Raw genomic sequence first — 17793 nt, forward strand, 5'->3', positions numbered from 1 at the left:
CGCTCGCCGGGCGGGCGTCAGAAAAGTCGAATCGAAACGTCGTCCCGAACTACAGTTCGTCCTCGAAGTCTTCGAGGGCGTAGACGGTGTCGGAGCCGCGGCGGTCGAGCGTCTCGTTGGCGAGGAGCCAGTAGACGACCGACAGCGCGCGTCGACCCTTGTTGTTCGTCGGGACGACGAGGTCGACGTTCGACGTCTGGTTGTTGGAGTCGCACATCGCGATGACCGGGATGCCGACCGTGATGGCCTCCTTGACGGCCTGCGCGTCACCGATCGGGTCAGTGACGACGACCACGTCGGGTTCGATGTAGCCGGCGTAGTCCGGGTTCGTCAGGGTTCCCGGGATGAAGCGGCCCGTGCGGGCGCGAGCGCCGACGGCGTCGGCGAACTTCTCGGCCGGGAAGCGACCGTACTGGCGGGAGGACGTGACCAGAATCTGCTCCGGACTGTAGTTCGCGAGGAAGTCCGCGGCGGTGCGGATTCGCGAGTCCGTCTGGCTGACGTCGAGCACGTAGAGCCCGTCGTCGCGGACACGGTGGATGAACCGGACCATGTCCTTGGTCTTCTGCTGGGTACCGATGTGGACACCGGCGGCCAGGTAGTCCTCGACCGGGATGAGCAGGTCGGCATCTTCGTCGGGCATGACGTCCTCGTCGAAGGCCGGTTCCGGCTCTGCTTCTTCTTCGGCCTCGGCGGCGTCGTCGGCCGCCTCGGCGGTCTCTGCTGTCTCGTCTTCGGTGGCGGCCTCGGCGGGTTCCGTCTCGGCGACCGCTTCGGTCTCCGTCTCGGGTTCCTCGTCGGCGACCTCCACCGCGTCGTTTTCGTTGTCGCTCATACTGCGTCGTCCGCGATGCGGATGAGTTCGTTCAGTTTGGCGGTTCGCTCGCCCTGCACCGTGCCAGTCTTGATGAACGGCGCGTCGGTTGCGACGGCGAGGTGTGCGATGGTCGCGTCTTCCGTCTCACCGGAGCGGTGAGAGATGACGGCGTCCATCCCGTTTCGGGAGGCCAGTTCGACGGCGTCGAACGCGTCGGTCAGCGTCCCGATCTGGTTCGGCTTGATGAGAATGGAGTTCGCGGCGCCCACGTCGATGCCGTCCTGCAGACGGTCGACGTTGGTGACGAACAGGTCGTCACCGCAGATGAGCGTGCGGTCGCCCACGCGCTCTGTGAGTTCCGCGAAGCCCTCGTAGTCGTTCTCGTCGAGGGGGTCTTCGACGTAGACGAGGTCGTACTCGTCGACCATCTCGGCGACGTAGTCGATCTGCTCGTCGGTCGTCTTCGTCTCGTCACCGTAGTGGTAGACGCCGTCTTCGAACATCTCCGAGGCCGCGATGTCGAGACCGAAGCCGATCTCGAAGCCGAGTTCGTCCTCGACGTCGGAGACCGCTTCGCCCATGATTTCGAACGCCTCGGCGTCCGATACCGGCGGCGCCCACGCGCCCTCGTCGCCCTTCGCGGCGGGCACGCCGCGCTCGTCGAGAATCTCGGACGCGCGGGCGTGGACCTTCGCGTTGGCGAAGACGGCTTCGGAGACGCTCGGCGCGCCGACCGGCGCGGCGAGGAACTCCTGGATGTTCGTCGCTTCCTTGGCGTGTTCACCGCCACCGATGACGTTCCCGAGCGGCGTCGGGAAGTTGTCGCCGCGGAACGCGCCGCCGAGATGCTGGTACAGGGGCGCACCGAGCACGTCGGAACCGGCCTTGGCGGCCGCCATCGAGATGGCGACCGCGCTGTTCGCGCCGATTTCCGAGAAGTTCTCGGAGCCGTCGGCGGCGCGGAGCGTCGCGTCGACCTCGCGCTGGTTGCCCGCGTGGACCTCGTCCACGAGTCGGGGAACCGCGTGTCGCCGCGCGGCGGCGATGGCTTCGGTCGGCGGCAGTTCGATTGCCTCGTACTCGCCGGTGGACGCACCGCTGGGGGCCGCAGCGCGACCGAACCCACCGGATTCGGTGAGCACGTCGGCTTCGACCGTCGGGTTCCCACGGGAGTCGAGCACGCGGCGCAGAGCTACGGATGTGATTCGTGTCATGTTGTCACTTACCCTCTCGTTTGACGGTGAACGGAAGTACACCTGCGTCGTACTCCTCAGCGGCGATTAATATCGGTTCTGTCTGTTCCGAATCGACGAGAACCGGTGCGCCGTAGGATACCTGCAGCGCTCGCGCGCCGAGGATGCGTGCCTTCTCGTATCGGTTGTACCGTTGCATCATTGGTAGGGAGACACGACGTCCACGAGGTCCTTGTGCGACACCATCATCCGCCGGCAGCAAGCACGGGTGACCCCGAGGTCGTCGAGGACGTCAGCGGGGTCCTCGTCTCCCTCGCGAGCACGGGCCTTGAATTCGTCCCAGTGTTCGCCGATCACTGTGCCGCAGGTGAAACACCGGACGGGAATCATCATGGTTAGATCACCTCAGCGGTAGGACTTCTGGTAACGAGCGCGCGCGCCCGGTCCGCCCCACTTCTTGGGTTCGGACTGGCGGACGTCGTTGACCAGAAGCGAGCGGTCGAACTCCATGTACGCGTCGCGAAGCTCCGCGTCGTTCAGGTGCTGCACCAGCCCACGAGCGAGCGCGGTGCGGACTGCGTCGGCCTGACCGGCCACGCCGCCGCCGTTGACGCGCACGTCGATGTCGACCTGCGAGCGGAGGTCCTCGCCTGCGATGCGGAACGGCTCCAGCATCTTGAGGCGGGCCATCTCCGGCTCGACCAGCTCGACCGGCTGGGAGTTGATTCGGACTCGACCCTCGCCCTCGCGCACGGTGGCGCGGGCGATTGCGGTCTTCTTCTTACCGGACGTGTTCGTTACCATGTGACGTTAGCACCCAGCTTCTCGGAGACCTCTCCGAGCGAGATGAACTTGATGTTCGAAAGGCGGTCCAGCGAGGTGTCTTCGAGCATCTCGCCGTCTTCGTCGTACGGATTGCCGACGTAGACGCGGACGTTCGAGAGCGCCTCGCGGCCGCGGGGCTTCTTGTACGGAAGCATGCCGCGGATGGCACGCTTGAAGATGCGGTCGGGACGCTTCGGGTAGTACGGACCCTGGTCCGAACCGACTTCGACGCGCTTTCTGTACTTGGCCATCACGTCCTCTTCCGAGCCCGTGATGACGGCGTCTTCCGCGTTGACGACGGCGACCGTCTCGCCCGCGAGGGCGCGCTGTGCGACCTCCGAGGCGACGCGGCCGACGATGCAGTTTCGAGCGTCGACGACGACGTCTGCGTCGAATTCTGCGAGGCTCATCGGATCACCCGTACGTTGGACCCGTCGGGGTTCTGTTCAGCGAGTTGTTCTAGCGTCACGGTGTCGCCGACCTGCTCGATCTTCTTTCGAGCGGTGGACGAGAAGTCCACGGCCGCGACTGTGACGTTCTTCTGCAGCACACCGCTACCCAGCACCTTGCCGGGCACGACGACGGTCTCGTCTTCCTGAGCGTATCGTTCGATACGACCAAGGTTGACTTCCGCGTGGGTGCGCCGTGGCTTTTCGAGACGGTCCGCGACATCCTGCCAGACGTTGGCACCGGACTCACGCGAGACCGCCTTCAGCTCGGCGATGAGACTGTTGAGTCTCGGGTTCGTCTTACTCATTGTCTACCTCCAGAGAGAAAGCGGAGTGCAGGGAGCAGGATTTGAACCTGCGGACTCCTATGAGACAGCGCCCTGAACGCTGCGCCGTTGGCCAGACTTGGCTATCCCTGCAAGTATTCCGCTGTACTTCATGCCCCGTAAAAACACCTTCGGTCCGACCCGCCGCCGTGAGGGAGTCACACGCCACGCTATCGGTGGCTGTGACCCCTCGTGGGGCGGGCGAACGTCGGTGTTGAGACGGGGCAGTGTTCATTCTTACAGTGCGACCTTCTCTTCGAGTTCGGCCGCGCGGTCACCTAAGGAGGCGACGGCGCGCGTCACGAGCTCGTCGACGTCGAACGAACCGTCCGTCTCCACACTGAAGACGAACGCTCCGGGCACGTCGTGTACTTCGACCTCTTTACCGGGGTACCGCTCCGTCAGGTCGTTGCCGAACGTCTCCGTCGCGACGAGGTCGCCGTCTTCGGCGTCCCCCTCGGCGTGCTCCGCCGCGGCCTCTTCGATGACGCCGCGGAGGATGTTCGGCTCCTGTTCATCGAACTCGCCGGCGTCGCCGACGACCTCCACGCGCTGGAGGTGTCGGTAGCCGACGGCGACCCCGCCTTGGTTCTTGGCGTGGTCTTTACCGTAGCCGAGGACGGCGTCTGCCTCGAACTCGAGGCGCTGGCCCTCCTTCAGCTCGATGATGGGGATGTTCTCGTCCGCCGGGACGACCATGTCGTCCGCGGATTCGATGTCCCCGGAGTACGCGGTTGCCGGCCCGTCGACTTCGAGCGCGACGGTGACGGTGTCACCGGGCTCGAAGTCGTCGAGAGGCGTGGTCAACGGAACCAGACCGAGACGAAGCCCGATCATCTCGTCGAACATGACCGAGGTGTTCTCCACGAACCGAACGGTGTCGATGGAGAACGTCGGCACGTCGGCGACCATCGCCCGGCGAATGCCGTTGGCTAGCGCCGGGGTCAGACCGCGCGCGACGAAACGGGCGCGTCGGTCTTCGCGTTCGATGAACTCGACCTGGAAGTCGTTTACCATGGTGTGTTAGAGTCGGCTGTTTTTCGGCGCGCGAGTTCCGTCGTGCGGAATCGGCGTCACGTCCTCGATGCGACCGATTTCGAGACCGGCGCGAGCGAGGGCGCGAATCGTTGCCTGTGCGCCGGGTCCGGGGCTCTTGTTACCGTTGCCACCGGGACCGCGAACGCGGACGTGCAGACCGGCGATACCGGCCGCCTTAATCTGGTCGGCGACGCTCTCTGCCATCTGCATGGCCGCGTACGGAGATGCCTCGTCACGGTTCTGCTTGACGACGGAACCGCCGGACGACTTGACGATCGTCTCGGCGCCCGTGATGTCAGTCACCGTGATGAGCGTGTTGTTGAACGATGCGTGAACGTGGGCGATTCCCCACTTGTCACCGGTTTCGGATTCGCTCATTCTTGGGCCTCCGCGCGCTCAGGGTGCAGTTCGTCCGCGAGCTTCGACGTCTCGTCGAACGCCACGGTGTCCTCTTCGTCGACCTCGACCTTGCGGGAGGGGACGGTCGTCCGCGCACCGTCGACGGTCACGTGACCGTGGACGATGAACTGACGGGCCTGCTGGGGCGTCTGTGCGAGCCCCTTGCGGTAGGCGACCGTCTGGAACCGACGTTCGAGGATGTCGGTCACGTCGAGACGGAGTGTCTGGGAGATGTCGTCCTCCGCAGAGAGGATGCCGTAGCGGCGCATGCGCGCCATGAACTCGTCACCGAGCGACTCGGCTTCCTCGACGTCACCCTGGGCCTCGCCGAGGAGGCGTCGCGCCTCGCGGCGGAGGTTGCGCAGTTCGGACTGCGCGCGCCAGAGTTCTTCCTTGTTCTTGAGACCGTACCGAGAGAGGAGGTCCGATTCCTGCGCGATACGCTCGCCCTGGAACGGGTGGTTCGGGGTCTCGTAGAACTTGGTGTTGTTACCCGTCGTCATTCTTCAGCCTGCGCCTCCTTGATCTCCTCGACGTTGACACCGATGGTGCCTTCGGTACGTCCAGTGGACTTCGTCCGCTGGCCGCGAACCTTCTGGCCGCGCTGGTGTCGAACGCCCTTGTAGGAGCTGATCATCTTCATGCGGTTGATATCATGCCGCCGCTTTTCTTCGAGGTCCGAACCCGTGATGTGGTCGGTCTCACCGGAGAAGAAGTCCTTCCGTCGGTTTGCCATCCACTCGGGGGCGTGGTCCTCGAAGTTCTCGACGACATCGACAACGGAGTCGATCTCGTCTTCGGGGAGCTTACCGAACAGCGCCGTTCGGTTCACTTCCGCGGCGTCGGCGATGATGCGCGCTGTGCGCTTGCCGATACCCTTCATGTCCGTCAGACTGCGCTCTACCGTCTTCGTCCCGTCAAGGTCGGTCTGACCAATTCGGATGAAGTAACGGAGGTCCTCTTCCTCCTCCAGAGAGCCGTCCTGTGGTTCTTCTGCACTCATGACTTTGGAAGTCGTGTTGTGAGCGTTGCGGCGGGGATTCGAACCCCGGGGGCTTGACGCCACTGAGTTAGCAACCCAGCGCCTTGGGCCAGGCTTGGCTACCGCAACACTTCGGTTGTGTTAGTTTCGCCCTTCCGGACTCGGGGACGACATTCCCCTACATCGATTGCATCCGTTACGAGACGGGGGCATTACTTAAACATCACGAAAGGGACCTCGCGTGACAGCCCGAGACACCGCCGCTCGCGGGCGATGTGGTGTGGTATACCACCTCACCGAAATCATAATAATGGTGGTTACGTATTCACGCCAATGAGTTCGACAGAGTCCGCGACCGCGACGACGAAGCCCGTGCGAATCGACACCGCCGAGGAGCTCGACGCCCTCGTGGCCGAACACGACCGCGTCCTCCTCGACATCTACACCAAAGGCTGTACGCTGTGTCAGAGCATCGAACCCGTCCTCGGCAACGTCGCGAAAGCCACCGACGTGGTCGTCGCGATGCTAAATCCGCAGACGGATATGTCGGTCGCAGAGCGGTACACGATTCGGAGCGTCCCGACGCTCCTCCTGTTCGAGGACGGCGACCTCGTCGACCGTCTCGCCGACGGCTTCCAAGGGGCGCAGGCGGTCGTCGACTTCGTCGAGAAAGAGCGGTAAGGTCGGGTCGCGTCGGTTCGGCGCGGCCGCCGGCGGGGGCACTCTCTTTCGACCCCGCGGTGGCGGTCTCAGCGGTCGGTCGGTTCGTCGAGTCGGGTCGTACACCAGTGACAGAAGTCGATGTCGGCGTCGACCTCGCGGCCGCACTCGGGGCACGTGACGGCGTCCGCGTCGGGGTCGGCGACGGTGGCCGCCGACTCCTCGGCGTCTTCGACGGCGGAGCGCTCTGCCCGCGCCGCGGCCTGCCGCAGGCCGAGGAAGAAGGCGTCGAGGACGCTCGCGAAGCTCACCACGAGAATGGGCACCAGTTCCCCGAGCACCGCGGCGAACTCCGACGGCGGGATGGCCGCACCGCCGGTCAGCGGGTCGAACGCCTCCGGCGGAACGAACAGCGCGGACACCGCGAACGTGAGAAGCACCCAGAGCGCGGCCCGCCGCCAGCGTCGCAGATACAGGTGCCCGAGCCCCGTGAGTACGAGGCCGAGTATCGCGGCGAGCCAAGGGCGGTGTTTCGTGAGTGCGGACATACGTGGATTGGGTTGATTCTCGCTCATGAGAGTTCCGTTCGTGAGACGCGGCGAGCGAACGCGCTCGCGCGTCCGCCGCTGACGCCGAGCGACCGAACGCACATCGACACGTGAACCGACGTGGAACGGACACATAAAGTGAGCCACGCAACCCGGCGCGGCGCTCCCGAAACAGTCTCCGCGAGCGCGAATTATCGTCGCTCGGGCAAGTCGATGGCCTCGTCGTCGCCTGCACTCGGAACGACGAGTGCCGGTACCCCGACGTGGCGGACGACTCGCCCGACCACGGTTCCCGCGGTGCGGTGCTCCGCGAGCCGAACCCTGTCGTCCCCGCCGACGCCGAGGACGACCGCATCGGCTCCCGTCCGTTCGACGTGCGCCAGCAGTTCGGCCGCGGGGACGCCGGTTCGGACGCTCCCGCCGGACTCGACGGCGTCTCTCGCGGCCGCGGCGGCGACGGCGTTCACGCGGGCTCTCGCCTCGGTTTCGAGCGACCGGCGCGTGTCGGGCGACGCCGTCGAGACGGCGCGCTCGTCGACGACCGCGAGCGGTTCGAGAACCCCGCGAGTCGCCGCGACGATGCGGCGAGCGAGCGTCGCGGCCGACCCCGACGACGGCGCGTCGTCGGCGAAGAGCGCGATTCGCCGGTACGTCGGCTGGGGTGACGCCGACGGAACCACGAGCGTCGGGACCGGCGACGCGTCAAGGACGCGCTCTGCGACCGACCCGACGAGGAACCGACCGGGACCGGACCGGCCGTGGCGACCGAGGACGAGCAGGTCGCCGTCGCCGACGACGCGTTCGACCGCGGTCGCGGCCGGCCCGCCGACGACTTCCGAGGTCAGACGGACGCCCGCGAGGAGCGCCCGACGCGTGACCGCGCCGACGGCTTCCTCCGCTTCGACGGCGGCGCTAGCGGACAGTCCGGCGGTCTCGGGTCCGGACGTCTCGGTCGCGTGAGTCGGTTGCACGCCGGTCGCGGAGACGACGTGGAACGGCGCGTCGAGGACGCGGGCGAGAAACAGCGCGTGGGCCGCGGCGGTCGCCGCGGGGGCGCTTCCGTCCGTCGCGAGAACCACTCGCTCGACGGTGACAGTCATGCGACCCGAGAGGTCGTCGGAGGAGAAAAGCTCGCGCGTCGGGGCGACCGGCGCTCAGGCGCCGATGTACTCCTCGTTTATCGTCCAGCCGTCGTCGCCGTCGCGGACGAGGTACTCGCCGTAGTACGGCACGCGGTTTTCGACGACAGCCTCGAACGTCTCGCGGATGTCCGCGCGCGTCATCTCGCCCATCGGGCGCAGGTCGTCGTTGCGGTTGAGACAGCCCTTCAGGTACCCTTCGTGCGTCACGCGCACGCGGTGGCAGTTGGCGCAGAACTCGGGGTTCTCGACGGGGTCGACGATTTCGACCATGCCCTTGCCGACGTAGTAGCGGCGGCGGTGGTGCATGTCGCGGACCTCCACCTCGTCGGCGAGGTCGGCCAGCCACCGGTGGACGCGCTCGATGTCGATGTTCCACTCCGGGCGGCCCGTCAGTTCGGGCATGTACTGGATGAGTTGGAGCTGAAGCCCCTCGTTTTCGGCGACGTACTCGACCATCTCCTCGACGTGGCCGGCGGTCTTCGTGAACACGACCATGTTGAGCTTCACGGGCGTGAGGCCGGCGTCGACCGCGGCCTTGGCGCCCTCCATCACCTTGTCGTACGCGCCGGACTTCGTGATTTGGGCGAACGCCTCGGGGTCGAGGGCGTCCTGCGAGACGTTCACGCGGTCGAGTCCGGCCGCGACGAGGTCCTCGGCGCGGTCACCGAGGAACGTCCCGTTGGTGGTGAGCGAGGTCTCCATCGAATCCGGCGTCCGGCGAATAATCTCTTCGAGGTCCGCGCGGAGCATCGGCTCGCCGCCGGTGAACTTCACCTTCTCGACGCCGTACTCCTCGACGACTTCGAGAAAGCGGACCACGTCGTCGGCGCTCATCTCCGCGTCGGAGGCGTCCATCGGCCCGCGCGTGTCGCCCAACCCTTCGTTGTGGCAGTAGACGCAGTCGAAGTTACACCGGTCGGTCAGAGAGATTCGAACGCCAGTTACCTCGCGGCCGAAGTCGTCCACCAGCACCATATACCGAATCCTGGGAGTGTACGTTGATAAATTCGCTGTCGATAGCCGGGGCGTAGTAACCGTATTTCGTTACGGACGCGGCGTCTCGAAGTCGGTGCGGGTTGGGTCGGCGACGCACCGACGGCGGTCGGAGCCCGACGCGGGCCGCACGCTGGCCGGGTCGTTAACGGCGACCGTCACCGCGCGACGAGACCTTACAAAACCCTTATCGGCCGCACCGCCGGAGTGACGGACATGGACGAAGCCGACGTACGCGACCGCTTGCGTGCGGTCGAGGACCCCGAACTCGGAGACGACATCGTCTCGCTCGGACTGGTGAACGCCGTCGAGGTGGACGGCGACACCGCCCGTATCTCGCTCGCGCTCGGTGCCCCGTACTCCCCGGCGGAGACGGACATCGGCCATCGAATCCGCGAGGTCCTCGCCGAGGACGGACTGGAGGCCGACCTCACCGCCAAGGTCCCGACCGACCGCGACCCCGACGAGGAGGTGCTCCCGGGCGTGAAGAACATCATCGCCGTCGCCTCCGGCAAGGGCGGCGTCGGCAAATCGACGGTCGCCGTGAACCTCGCGGCGGGGCTCTCGAAACTCGGCGCGCGCGTCGGCCTGTTCGACGCCGACATCTACGGGCCGAACGTCCCGCGGATGGTCGCCGCCGAGGAGGCCCCGCAGGCGACCCAAGACCAGACCATCGTCCCGCCCGAGAAGTACGGGATGAAGCTCATGTCGATGGCCTTCCTCGTCGGCGACGACGACCCCGTCATCTGGCGCGGCCCGATGGTCCACCAGCTTCTCACCCAGCTCGTCGAGGACGTCGAGTGGGGCAGTCTCGACTACCTCATCCTCGACCTGCCGCCGGGCACGGGCGACACGCAACTTTCCATCCTCCAGACGCTCCCGCTCACGGGCGCGGTCATCGTCACGACCCCGCAGAACGTCGCCCTCGACGACGCCAACAAGGGGCTTCGGATGTTCGGCAAGCACGACACGAACGTCCTCGGCATCGTCGAGAACATGAGCACGTTCCGGTGTCCCGACTGCGGCAACCGCCACGACATCTTCGGCGCGGGCGGCGGCCGCGAGTTCGCCGCGTCGAACGACCTGCCGTTCCTCGGGGCGCTCCCGCTCGACCCGGCCGTCCGCGAGGGCGGCGACGGCGGCAAGCCCATCGTCCTCGAAGACGACGACGAGACGGCCGACGCGTTCCGCGTGATGACCGAGAACATCGCCGACATGGTCGGTGTCGTCCAGCGGCGAACCGTCAGCGAGCGATGAGCGACGGCGGACGACCCGACGCGGACTCGAACTCCGATACCGACGCCGACGAAGTCGACTGGGAGATGGCCCCGGACTCGGACGCCGACTTCCCCGCGGACCCCGAACGCGTCGCGTTCCTCCGTGAAATCGCCGACGACATCTACGGCGAGTCCTCCGAGAGCCGGCAGGTGTCGGCCATCCTCTACCGCGTCAGCGACCTCTACGACCCCGACGGCGACACCTCGCCCGAGGAGATTTACCTGAACGTCCGCCACATCATGGACATCAAGGCGCAGGGCGGCATCGACCGCTGAACCGTCGGAACCCACGCCTCCCCAGTCCCCGGCTGGTGTCCGCCTCCAGCGGCTTCACTTCCGCTTTCTCTGAGTCCGCGGTTCGACCGCCAGCGCCGCCTCCGTCGACTCGCCCGCCTATCCGCCTCGTGTTCACTTTCACCACGGACTGGACGCCGGGGGACGCTGAACCTGCGCGGACCGGGCGGGTTTTGGTTCCGGAGCCGAATTCGAGGGTGTGGACGCACACCAACGCCAGTTCCGGAACCCCTTCTCGATGGACACCGACTGCACGAACTGCTCGGCGCTCTGCGAGACGCGCGAGCGGGTCGTCCACGGCTACGGCGACGTGGGCGCGGAGTTCCTGTTCGTCGGCGAGGCCCCGACCGCGGCCGCGGAGCGGACGGGCGTCCCCTTCACCGGCGACGAGACCGGAAAGCGCGTCCAGCGCATCCTCGGCGACCTCGGGTTCGTCCGGTCCGACCCGGACGCCGACGAGCCGGACGTGCAGAACGTCTTTTTCACGTATCTCACGCGCTGTCGACATCCCGACCGAGGGCCGACCGATAACGAAGTTGCGACCTGCGAGCCGTATCTGAACGCGGAGATTCGGATGATAAACCCGCACATCATCGTCCCCGTCGGACAGGCCGCACTGGAGGCGCTCGCGTTCGATTACACCACGCGTGCGGCCGACAGCTTCGACGTCGACGCGGAGCACGCGACGACCATCCGCGGCCGCGGCTTCGAACTCGTCCCGATGAAGGAACCGGAGCGCCTGACCGACGACGACGCCGAGGCGTTCGTCGAACACGTCAGCGAGTCCGTCTTCGCCCGGGACTACCGGCAGACGAAGGGCCGGCAGAGTCGCTGAGGCGGCCCGCGGGGTTCGAGGCGTCCGCGACCACGCCTCGCAAGCGGCGGGTTCAAGGGTTCCCCGAAGCGAGGGAGGGTATGACGGTCATCGCCGTACTCGCCGAACCGCCGCGGCCGGGACTGGTGCTTTCGGAACTCGCGGAGACGAGTCCGCTCTCCGAGTCCGAAGCCGCGGAGCTCTACGCCGCGATGCTCAAAGACGTCTGTATCGCCGTCGAGCGGTCGGGCGGCGACCTCCTCGTCAACTACCGCGCCGAGGACGACATCCCCGACGGGTTCGCCGGGGACCACGAGTCGGAAGCCGAGGTTCGGAGCGTCGTCGCCGACGCCCTCGGCGGCACCGACGACGCGCGGTTCGAACCGCAGGTCGGCTCGACGTTCTCCGCCCGCGCGGGCAACACCGTCTCGCACCTCCTCAACGAAGAGGAGGTCCACTCGGTCGCCGTCGTCCGCCCGGTCGCGCCGCTTCTCGGCCGCACCCACATCGACAGCGCGGCGATGAAGCTCCGGAGCACGCCGGTCGTCCTCGGTCCCTCGACGGAGGGTCGGGTCTACTTCTCGGGCTTTCTCGACCCCATCGACTTCACCGACGCCTACGCGGAGCCGGAGGTCGAGACGCTCGCCGAGCGCGCCGACGACGCGGGCCACGGCCTCGACTACGTCCCGATGTTGCCCGTCCTCGAAACGGGCGCGGACCTCGCGACGGTCGTGCCGATGCTCCGCTCGCGGGTCGAATCCGAGCGGCTCGTCCCCGAGCACACGACGACGTTCGTCTTCGAGAAGGGGCTTCGGGTCGAATCGACCGACGGCGTGTTGGAGCTCGTCCGCGACTGAGCGAAGCGACAACACTTAGGTATCCGACTCAAAATTCCCGTGTGAAGGTGGGATGGCGGAGTGGCCTAACGCGCCTGCCTTGAAAGCAGGTTTCCTCACGGAATCCTGGGTTCAAATCCCAGTCCCACCGCATTCTCAGAGAACCGAGACGCGCAGGTTTATCTGTGCGTCTCCGGTGAACGCGTGACGCGGAAACGGACTGGGATCTGAAGCAGGGAGCGGAGCGAACGACGTGAGCGGAGCGAGTGGGGTTCAAATCCCAGTCCAGCCGCACAACCCATACCGACAACCGATAAAACGCGACCGACGGACTGCGACCCGCTCAGAACCGGTACGCCATCATCACCTCGTCGACGTGTTCGTCGCCGATGGTGTAGTGGTCTCTGCGAATCGCCTCGGTCTCCCAGCCGTGGTCGCCGAGGAACTCCAGCGCGCGGTCGTTCGTCATCGGGACGCTGTTGTACACCTTCCGGAAGCCGTTGGCCTCGGCCCAGTCGAGGCCGCGGCGAAGGAGCAGGCTCCCGATGCCCGACCCGCGGTAGTCCTCCTTGACGCCGACGGTCTGCTGGGCGGTCTCGCGGATGCGCGACACCTGCGGGAGGTCGAGGTGCGTCCAGCCGACGACCTCCTCGCCGAGAGTGGCGACGAAGAACACGCGGGACTCGACGCGGTTGTGGCGCGTGACGGCCTCGTCGTAGAGGAGTTGCTCGGCGATGGTCTCGGCGACGACGTACGTCTCCTCGGAGGTCACGTCGCGAATCGCGTCGATGAGGCCCTCGAAGTCGCGCTGGCGGCCCGGCCGGATGGTGACGATGCCGGCGTCGGTCTCGTGTTCCTCGATAGCGCCCACGTCGAGCGCCAACTGGAGCGTCCCGCCGTCCTCTTCGAGGTAGCCGCGGGACTTCAGCCGGTCGAGTTCGCTCTGGAACTCGTCGGAGGACACGGGCGCGACGTCGAGGAGGACGTTTCGCTTGGCGGTGCCGTGCCGCTCGACGTACTCGTAAATCAGCTTGCTGGCCTCGGATTCGAACGTCGGCCGCTCGGTCGCTCGCATGACTCCGAGAACGATGGCGTGCCACGCGTATATTTCTTGTTTATCGGTAGCAAGCCACATGAGATTGTGACGGCGACCTGACGCCGACGCGGCGGCGACGCGCCGCGTGACAAATCCCCACAGATGCGTAACGGCTTTGAATCGGCCTGCCAACACTCGGGTATGGATTGGCCACACGACCCGGACGGCGAAGAGGGGAGCGAAGGCGGACGCAAGTACGGCCAGGCGGTCATCGCGAAGAAAGTCGACGAAGACGAGGACTTCCCGCTGAACAAAGCGGAGTTCGTCGAGGAGTTCGGCGACCACCCCATCCGACTCGACTACGAGCGCGTCGTCTCGCTCGCGGACATCTTCGAGCACGTCGAAGGCGAGGAGTTCGGCGACTTCGTCGAGCTACACAAGGCCATCGGCAAGGCGATGCGCGAAAACGGCTTTTGGTTCTACGAGGGCGCAGACCAGTTCGTCACCGGCAAGAACGCGTAACCTTCGGGACATCTGTTTTCGGCCCGCGACGGCGAGCTAGTTGCCGGACCCGCGAAACGAGGTCCGCTCTTGGACTTTCTGCTCGATAGCGTCGCGCTCCCAGGTGCGCGTCTCGTCGCCCTCCACTTCGGCTTGCACCTTCTCTTCGAGGAGCGTGACGGCGACGCTGTTGGCTCCCTCGGGGATGATGAGGTCCGCGTGCTTCTTCGTCGGCTCGATGAACTGCTCGTGCATCGGCTTGACCGTCGAGAGATACTGGTCGATGACGCCCTGAAGGTCGCGTCCGCGGTCGATGGCGTCGCGCTGGATGCGCCGGAGGATGCGGACGTCGGCGTCGGTCTCCACGTAGAGCCGGAGGTCGAGCATCTCGTTTACGTCCTCGTCGTAGAGCGCGAGAATCCCTTCGAGGATGATGACGTCGGTCGGCTCGACGGTCTCCCGCTCGGGCTTTCGGTTGTGAATCTCGAAGTCGTACCGGGGCATCTCGACCGCTCTCCCCTCCAGCAACTCCGAGAGCTGTTCGTACAGGAGGTCCCACTCGAACGCCGAGGGGTGGTCGTAGTTCACCTGCTCGCGCTCGTCCATCTCCAAGTGGCTCTGGTCCTTGTAGTAGTTGTCAATCGGAATCCGCGTCACGGACTCGCCGACGTTCTCCGTGATGAGTCGGGACACGGTGGTTTTCCCGGCACCGCTCCCCCCCGCGATACCGATGACGAACGACGGGATGGTCATTGTCCCAAAGACGCCCGCGAACGGGTTTGAACGCAGCGGTTCGCCGGCTTCGGCGGACGAGTATATAAAACACGTTGACAGGCAGTTTCACACAACCGATTCTCGCACCGCCGTCGGTCGCAATTATCATGGCTTTTCAAACGCGGGAAGTAAGTTTTATAAGTAGGAGTTGCCATTGGCTTTCACATGGTACGTGATATCGTACGCCGCGACTTCCTCAAGGGAGTGGGAGCCGCGGGCGCGGCAGGCTTGACTGGCTTATCCGGATGTATCGGTGGCGGCGGCGGTGGCGGCGGCCCCGAGGGGCTCGTCGTCATCGGCTACCCCGAAAGCGGTATTCAACTGTTCCGTGACTACTACAGCGCGTCCGACGGGAGCGAGGAGATTCTCGTGCCCGACGGGATGCGCTCCGGCTCGATGCCCGGGCAGGTCGGCAACGACATGGCGAACGTGACCGGGACGGCACCCGCGGCGGGCGGTCCGAACCAAGAGACGTTCAATCAGCTGTTCGAAGACGAGTACGATGCGGCACCGGGCGTCTTCACGTCGCAGACGTACGACTCGGTCGCGATTCAGCTTCTCGCGAACGCCGCCGCCGGGGAGAACTCCGGGCCGGCCATCAAAGATCAGATGCGCCGGATGGCGAACCCCGGCGGGATGACCGTCGGACCGGACAACCTCGTAGAGGGTATCGAGGCCGCCGCGAACGGCGAAGACATCGACTACCAGGGCGCGTCGTCGTCCGTCAACTTCGACGAGAACGGCGACCCGGCGGAAGCCGCGTACGCCATCTGGGAGTTCGACGCCGAGAACAACGCCACGTCGAGCGTCGAGACGCAGTCGTTCGCCGGTGAGAACCCCGACGGGAACGGCCCGTCGGCGGACAGCGGCCCGGGCGGCTCCGACCGCGAGATGTCGGTCGGTATCCTCCTGCCCGAGACCGGCGACCTCGCGGCCGTCGGTGCGCCGATGATTCAGGCCGGTCAGATTCCGGTCATGCAGGTCAACGACGCCAACCCGGCCGGCCTCTCGGTCAACGCGCAGATCGAAGACACCCAGACGTCCCCGGACGCCGGTGTCTCCGCCGCGCAGTCGCTCGTCTCCGCGGGCGTTCCCTCGGTCTGTGGGTCGGCGTCGTCCGGCGTGAACGTCCCCGTCTCACAGCAGGCGTTCATCCCGAACGAAATCGTCGGCTGTTCGCCGTCCTCGACGGCGCTGTCCGTCTCGAACCTCGAAGACAACGACTTCATCTTCCGGACCGCACCCTCGGACTTCCTGCAGGGCCGCGTCATGGCGCAGGTCATGTCCGAGCGCCTCGAAGTCAGCTCGGTCTCGACGCTGTACGTCAACAACGACTACGGCCAACAGCTCTCCGAGCGCTTCGCGAACGTGTTCAGCGACTCGTTCGACGGCGAGGTGTACAACCAGGTCGCGTTCAACATCGGCGAGTCCTCGTACTCCTCCGTCATCGAGACGGCGCTGTCCGGTCCGGAGAACTAACCCGACGACAACCCCGAATTTTCTTTCGTCGCCGCCGACGCGAGCGACTGCGCTCTGTCGCCGCGCCCACGTACCAGTTCGCGCCTCCGTTCCTGTTCCGTTTCCGTCCGTTTCAGTTCCAGCTATTCCGTTTCCGTCTATTCCGTTCCGCCTTCCCGCCGCACGCCTCCGGGGGACACAAGATATACATACGACCACTGACAGATTCGAGTCGATGAAGCGACGCGCCCTCCTCTCGACCGTCGCCGGGTCGGCTCTCGGACTCGCCGGCGGCTGTCTCTCCGACACCGACGCCCCGACCGACACACCCACGAACCCGCAGACCACCACGGCCGCGACTGACGGCCCGGCCGAGTCAGACACGCCGGGGCCGGGTTCCGAGTCCGGCGCCGGTCTCTCGGTCGTCAACGAGGACGACGAGCCGCACGCGCTGTCGGTCCGAGTGACCGACGGCGACGAGACGCGCGTCGACAGTTCGCTCGACGTCGGTGCCGGCCCCGGCTACGGTCGGAACGTCGCGAACGACCTCGTCGACGCCGGTCGTTACCGCGTCGTCGCGGAACTCGACACGGGCGCGACGCTCGACTACGAGTGGACGGTCACGAACGAGACGCGCCGCCTCGAACTCGTCGTCACGTCCGACGCCGGCCTCGAACCGCGACAGCGCGTGACGCCGGCACTCGACGACGCCGACCTGCCGTACTCGGTGCCGGGCTCGACGGACATCTTCTCGCCGCCGACCGCGGGGATTCGGAACCGGAGCGACGCCGACGCCCGGCTGACGGTCGCCATCGAACACGGCGGGACCCGCTTTTTCGAGCACGCGTTCGACGCGGCGACCGACAGAGAGATTTCGACGCCGGCGCTCGTGAAGTCCCACGGCACCTACGAGGTGTTCGTGGAGGCCGACGACGGCCGCACCGCGACCCACGAGTGGCACATCCCGGAGAAGTGGGCGTGGCCGACGCTCGCGGTACTCGTCGCGGACGACGGCTCGCTCCGGGTCGGCTCTGGATGGCCCGAGATGGCCTCGGTTCGCGTGACGAACGAGGACGAGACGGAACGCGACCTGACGCTGACGCTCGTCCGACCCGACGACGCCGATGCCGGCGGTGACGACGCCGGCGGGGCCGGCACCGACTCTGGTGGTACGGTCGTCTCGGAGACGGCGCAGACTGTCCCACCCGGTGAGTCGACCGTGGCGGTCGACATCCCCATCGGCGACGAGTACGAGCTAACCGTCGAGACGGCCGCGGGGTCGGAGACGGTCGACTACCCGGCGTGTTACTGCTGGAGCACGACTGCGGAAGTAACGGTCGGCGGTAACTCGGCGGGGGGTTCGAACGGCGGAGACGACGGTCCGTCGGTCGAGTCGTTCCAGTACGTCTGCGAGTGATCGCCGAAAAATAA

At 66.2% G+C, this 17793-nt stretch carries 24 protein-coding genes and 3 tRNA genes; 9 read left to right on the top strand and 18 right to left on the bottom strand.

What is annotated here, in order from left to right; all coding sequences use genetic code 11:
- Window positions 1-49 precede the first annotated feature (49 nt).
- The 13 genes from rpsB to C441_RS00160 form a co-directional block, all read right to left on the bottom strand.
- Window positions 50-835 (bottom strand): 30S ribosomal protein S2, encoded by a 786-nt coding sequence (rpsB, locus tag C441_RS00105; RefSeq protein WP_004969362.1) that lies wholly within the window; start codon window positions 833-835, stop codon window positions 50-52.
- Window positions 832-2031 (bottom strand): phosphopyruvate hydratase, encoded by a 1200-nt coding sequence (eno, locus tag C441_RS00110; RefSeq protein WP_004969361.1) that lies wholly within the window; start codon window positions 2029-2031, stop codon window positions 832-834. The genes rpsB and eno overlap by 4 nt, the downstream gene beginning before the upstream one ends.
- A 4-nt stretch (window positions 2032-2035) precedes the next feature.
- Entirely contained in the window at window positions 2036-2212 is a 177-nt protein-coding gene (locus C441_RS18765) for a DNA-directed RNA polymerase subunit K (protein WP_004043021.1), read from the bottom strand.
- The gene (locus C441_RS00115) at window positions 2209-2403 is read right to left on the bottom strand and encodes a DNA-directed RNA polymerase subunit N (RefSeq protein WP_004061330.1); all 195 of its coding nucleotides are present in this window, start codon (window positions 2401-2403) and stop codon (window positions 2209-2211) included. The genes C441_RS18765 and C441_RS00115 overlap by 4 nt, the downstream gene beginning before the upstream one ends.
- A 12-nt stretch (window positions 2404-2415) precedes the next feature.
- A complete protein-coding gene (locus C441_RS00120; RefSeq protein WP_004969360.1) occupies window positions 2416-2814 on the bottom strand; it encodes a 30S ribosomal protein S9 in 399 nt (132 codons plus the stop codon).
- The gene (locus tag C441_RS00125) at window positions 2808-3245 is read right to left on the bottom strand and encodes a 50S ribosomal protein L13 (protein ID WP_004061328.1); all 438 of its coding nucleotides are present in this window, start codon (window positions 3243-3245) and stop codon (window positions 2808-2810) included. Before C441_RS00125 ends, C441_RS00120 begins: the two co-directional genes overlap by 7 nt.
- Window positions 3242-3592: a 50S ribosomal protein L18e gene (locus C441_RS00130; RefSeq protein ID WP_004043025.1), complete on the bottom strand. Its 351-nt coding sequence runs from the start codon at window positions 3590-3592 to the stop codon at window positions 3242-3244. Before C441_RS00130 ends, C441_RS00125 begins: the two co-directional genes overlap by 4 nt.
- Window positions 3593-3618: 26 nt before the next feature.
- A tRNA-Leu gene (locus tag C441_RS00135) sits at window positions 3619-3703 on the bottom strand.
- A gap of 144 nt (window positions 3704-3847) precedes the next feature.
- Window positions 3848-4627 carry a DNA-directed RNA polymerase subunit D gene (locus C441_RS00140; protein ID WP_004061327.1) on the bottom strand — a complete coding sequence of 260 codons (780 nt, stop codon included), beginning with the start codon at window positions 4625-4627 and terminating at the stop codon, window positions 3848-3850.
- A 6-nt stretch (window positions 4628-4633) separates the two neighbouring features.
- Window positions 4634-5026: a 30S ribosomal protein S11 gene (locus tag C441_RS00145; protein ID WP_004043027.1), complete on the bottom strand. Its 393-nt coding sequence runs from the start codon at window positions 5024-5026 to the stop codon at window positions 4634-4636.
- Window positions 5023-5550, bottom strand: coding sequence for a 30S ribosomal protein S4 (locus C441_RS00150; protein ID WP_007273243.1), 528 nt, complete (start codon window positions 5548-5550; stop codon window positions 5023-5025). Before C441_RS00150 ends, C441_RS00145 begins: the two co-directional genes overlap by 4 nt.
- Window positions 5547-6050, bottom strand: a complete 504-nt coding sequence (locus C441_RS00155; RefSeq protein ID WP_007273244.1) for a 30S ribosomal protein S13 — start codon at window positions 6048-6050, stop codon at window positions 5547-5549. The genes C441_RS00150 and C441_RS00155 overlap by 4 nt, the downstream gene beginning before the upstream one ends.
- A gap of 23 nt (window positions 6051-6073) precedes the next feature.
- Window positions 6074-6158 (bottom strand) — tRNA-Ser (locus tag C441_RS00160).
- A 204-nt stretch (window positions 6159-6362) separates the two neighbouring features.
- Here C441_RS00160 and C441_RS00165 point away from each other — a divergent pair.
- The gene (locus C441_RS00165; RefSeq protein WP_007273245.1) at window positions 6363-6710 is read left to right on the top strand and encodes a thioredoxin family protein; all 348 of its coding nucleotides are present in this window, start codon (window positions 6363-6365) and stop codon (window positions 6708-6710) included.
- Between the two features lie 68 nt (window positions 6711-6778).
- Here the strand turns inward: C441_RS00165 and C441_RS00170 are convergent, their stop codons facing one another.
- The 3 genes from C441_RS00170 to moaA form a co-directional block, all read right to left on the bottom strand.
- The gene (locus C441_RS00170; RefSeq protein ID WP_007273246.1) at window positions 6779-7237 is read right to left on the bottom strand and encodes a zinc ribbon domain-containing protein; all 459 of its coding nucleotides are present in this window, start codon (window positions 7235-7237) and stop codon (window positions 6779-6781) included.
- 191 nt (window positions 7238-7428) lie between these two features.
- Complete coding sequence (locus tag C441_RS00175) at window positions 7429-8337, bottom strand: universal stress protein (protein ID WP_007273247.1); 909 nt, start codon at window positions 8335-8337, stop codon at window positions 7429-7431.
- Between the two features lie 54 nt (window positions 8338-8391).
- On the bottom strand, window positions 8392-9354 hold the full coding sequence (gene moaA, locus C441_RS00180; protein WP_007273248.1) for a GTP 3',8-cyclase MoaA: 963 nt from the start codon (window positions 9352-9354) through the stop codon (window positions 8392-8394).
- 234 nt (window positions 9355-9588) lie between these two features.
- Here moaA and C441_RS00185 point away from each other — a divergent pair, with 234 nt between their 5' ends.
- The 5 genes from C441_RS00185 (at window position 9589) to C441_RS00205 (ending at window position 12744) form a co-directional block, all read left to right on the top strand.
- The gene (locus C441_RS00185) at window positions 9589-10629 is read left to right on the top strand and encodes an Mrp/NBP35 family ATP-binding protein (protein ID WP_007273249.1); all 1041 of its coding nucleotides are present in this window, start codon (window positions 9589-9591) and stop codon (window positions 10627-10629) included.
- Window positions 10626-10925 (top strand): hypothetical protein, encoded by a 300-nt coding sequence (locus C441_RS00190; protein ID WP_007273250.1) that lies wholly within the window; start codon window positions 10626-10628, stop codon window positions 10923-10925. Before C441_RS00185 ends, C441_RS00190 begins: the two co-directional genes overlap by 4 nt.
- Before the next feature lie 217 nt (window positions 10926-11142).
- Window positions 11143-11778 carry a uracil-DNA glycosylase gene (locus C441_RS00195; RefSeq protein ID WP_007273251.1) on the top strand — a complete coding sequence of 212 codons (636 nt, stop codon included), beginning with the start codon at window positions 11143-11145 and terminating at the stop codon, window positions 11776-11778.
- An 80-nt stretch (window positions 11779-11858) separates the two neighbouring features.
- Window positions 11859-12614 carry a hypothetical protein gene (locus C441_RS00200; protein WP_007273252.1) on the top strand — a complete coding sequence of 252 codons (756 nt, stop codon included), beginning with the start codon at window positions 11859-11861 and terminating at the stop codon, window positions 12612-12614.
- Between the two features lie 46 nt (window positions 12615-12660).
- Window positions 12661-12744: transfer RNA gene (locus C441_RS00205), tRNA-Ser, on the top strand.
- A 192-nt stretch (window positions 12745-12936) separates the two neighbouring features.
- Here the strand turns inward: C441_RS00205 and C441_RS00210 are convergent.
- Window positions 12937-13668 (bottom strand): GNAT family N-acetyltransferase, encoded by a 732-nt coding sequence (locus tag C441_RS00210; protein WP_007273253.1) that lies wholly within the window; start codon window positions 13666-13668, stop codon window positions 12937-12939.
- Window positions 13669-13830: 162 nt separating this feature from the next.
- On the opposite strand from C441_RS00210, the gene C441_RS00215 reads away from it, so the two are divergent.
- Entirely contained in the window at window positions 13831-14151 is a 321-nt protein-coding gene (locus C441_RS00215) for a DUF5785 family protein (protein WP_004969348.1), read from the top strand.
- Between the two features lie 36 nt (window positions 14152-14187).
- Here the strand turns inward: C441_RS00215 and udk are convergent, their stop codons facing one another.
- A complete protein-coding gene (udk, locus tag C441_RS00220) occupies window positions 14188-14883 on the bottom strand; it encodes a uridine kinase (protein ID WP_007273254.1) in 696 nt (231 codons plus the stop codon).
- 186 nt (window positions 14884-15069) lie between these two features.
- On the opposite strand from udk, the gene C441_RS00225 reads away from it, so the two are divergent.
- Together C441_RS00225 and C441_RS00230 are read left to right on the top strand one after the other, a co-directional pair.
- The gene (locus tag C441_RS00225) at window positions 15070-16383 is read left to right on the top strand and encodes an ABC transporter substrate-binding protein (protein ID WP_049920345.1); all 1314 of its coding nucleotides are present in this window, start codon (window positions 15070-15072) and stop codon (window positions 16381-16383) included.
- A gap of 214 nt (window positions 16384-16597) precedes the next feature.
- Entirely contained in the window at window positions 16598-17779 is a 1182-nt protein-coding gene (locus tag C441_RS00230; protein WP_007273256.1) for a hypothetical protein, read from the top strand.
- Window positions 17780-17793: the final 14 nt, after the last annotated feature.

The sequence above is a fragment of the Haloferax sulfurifontis ATCC BAA-897 genome, from assembly GCF_000337835.1.
Taxonomy (GTDB): Archaea; Halobacteriota; Halobacteria; order Halobacteriales; family Haloferacaceae; genus Haloferax; species Haloferax denitrificans.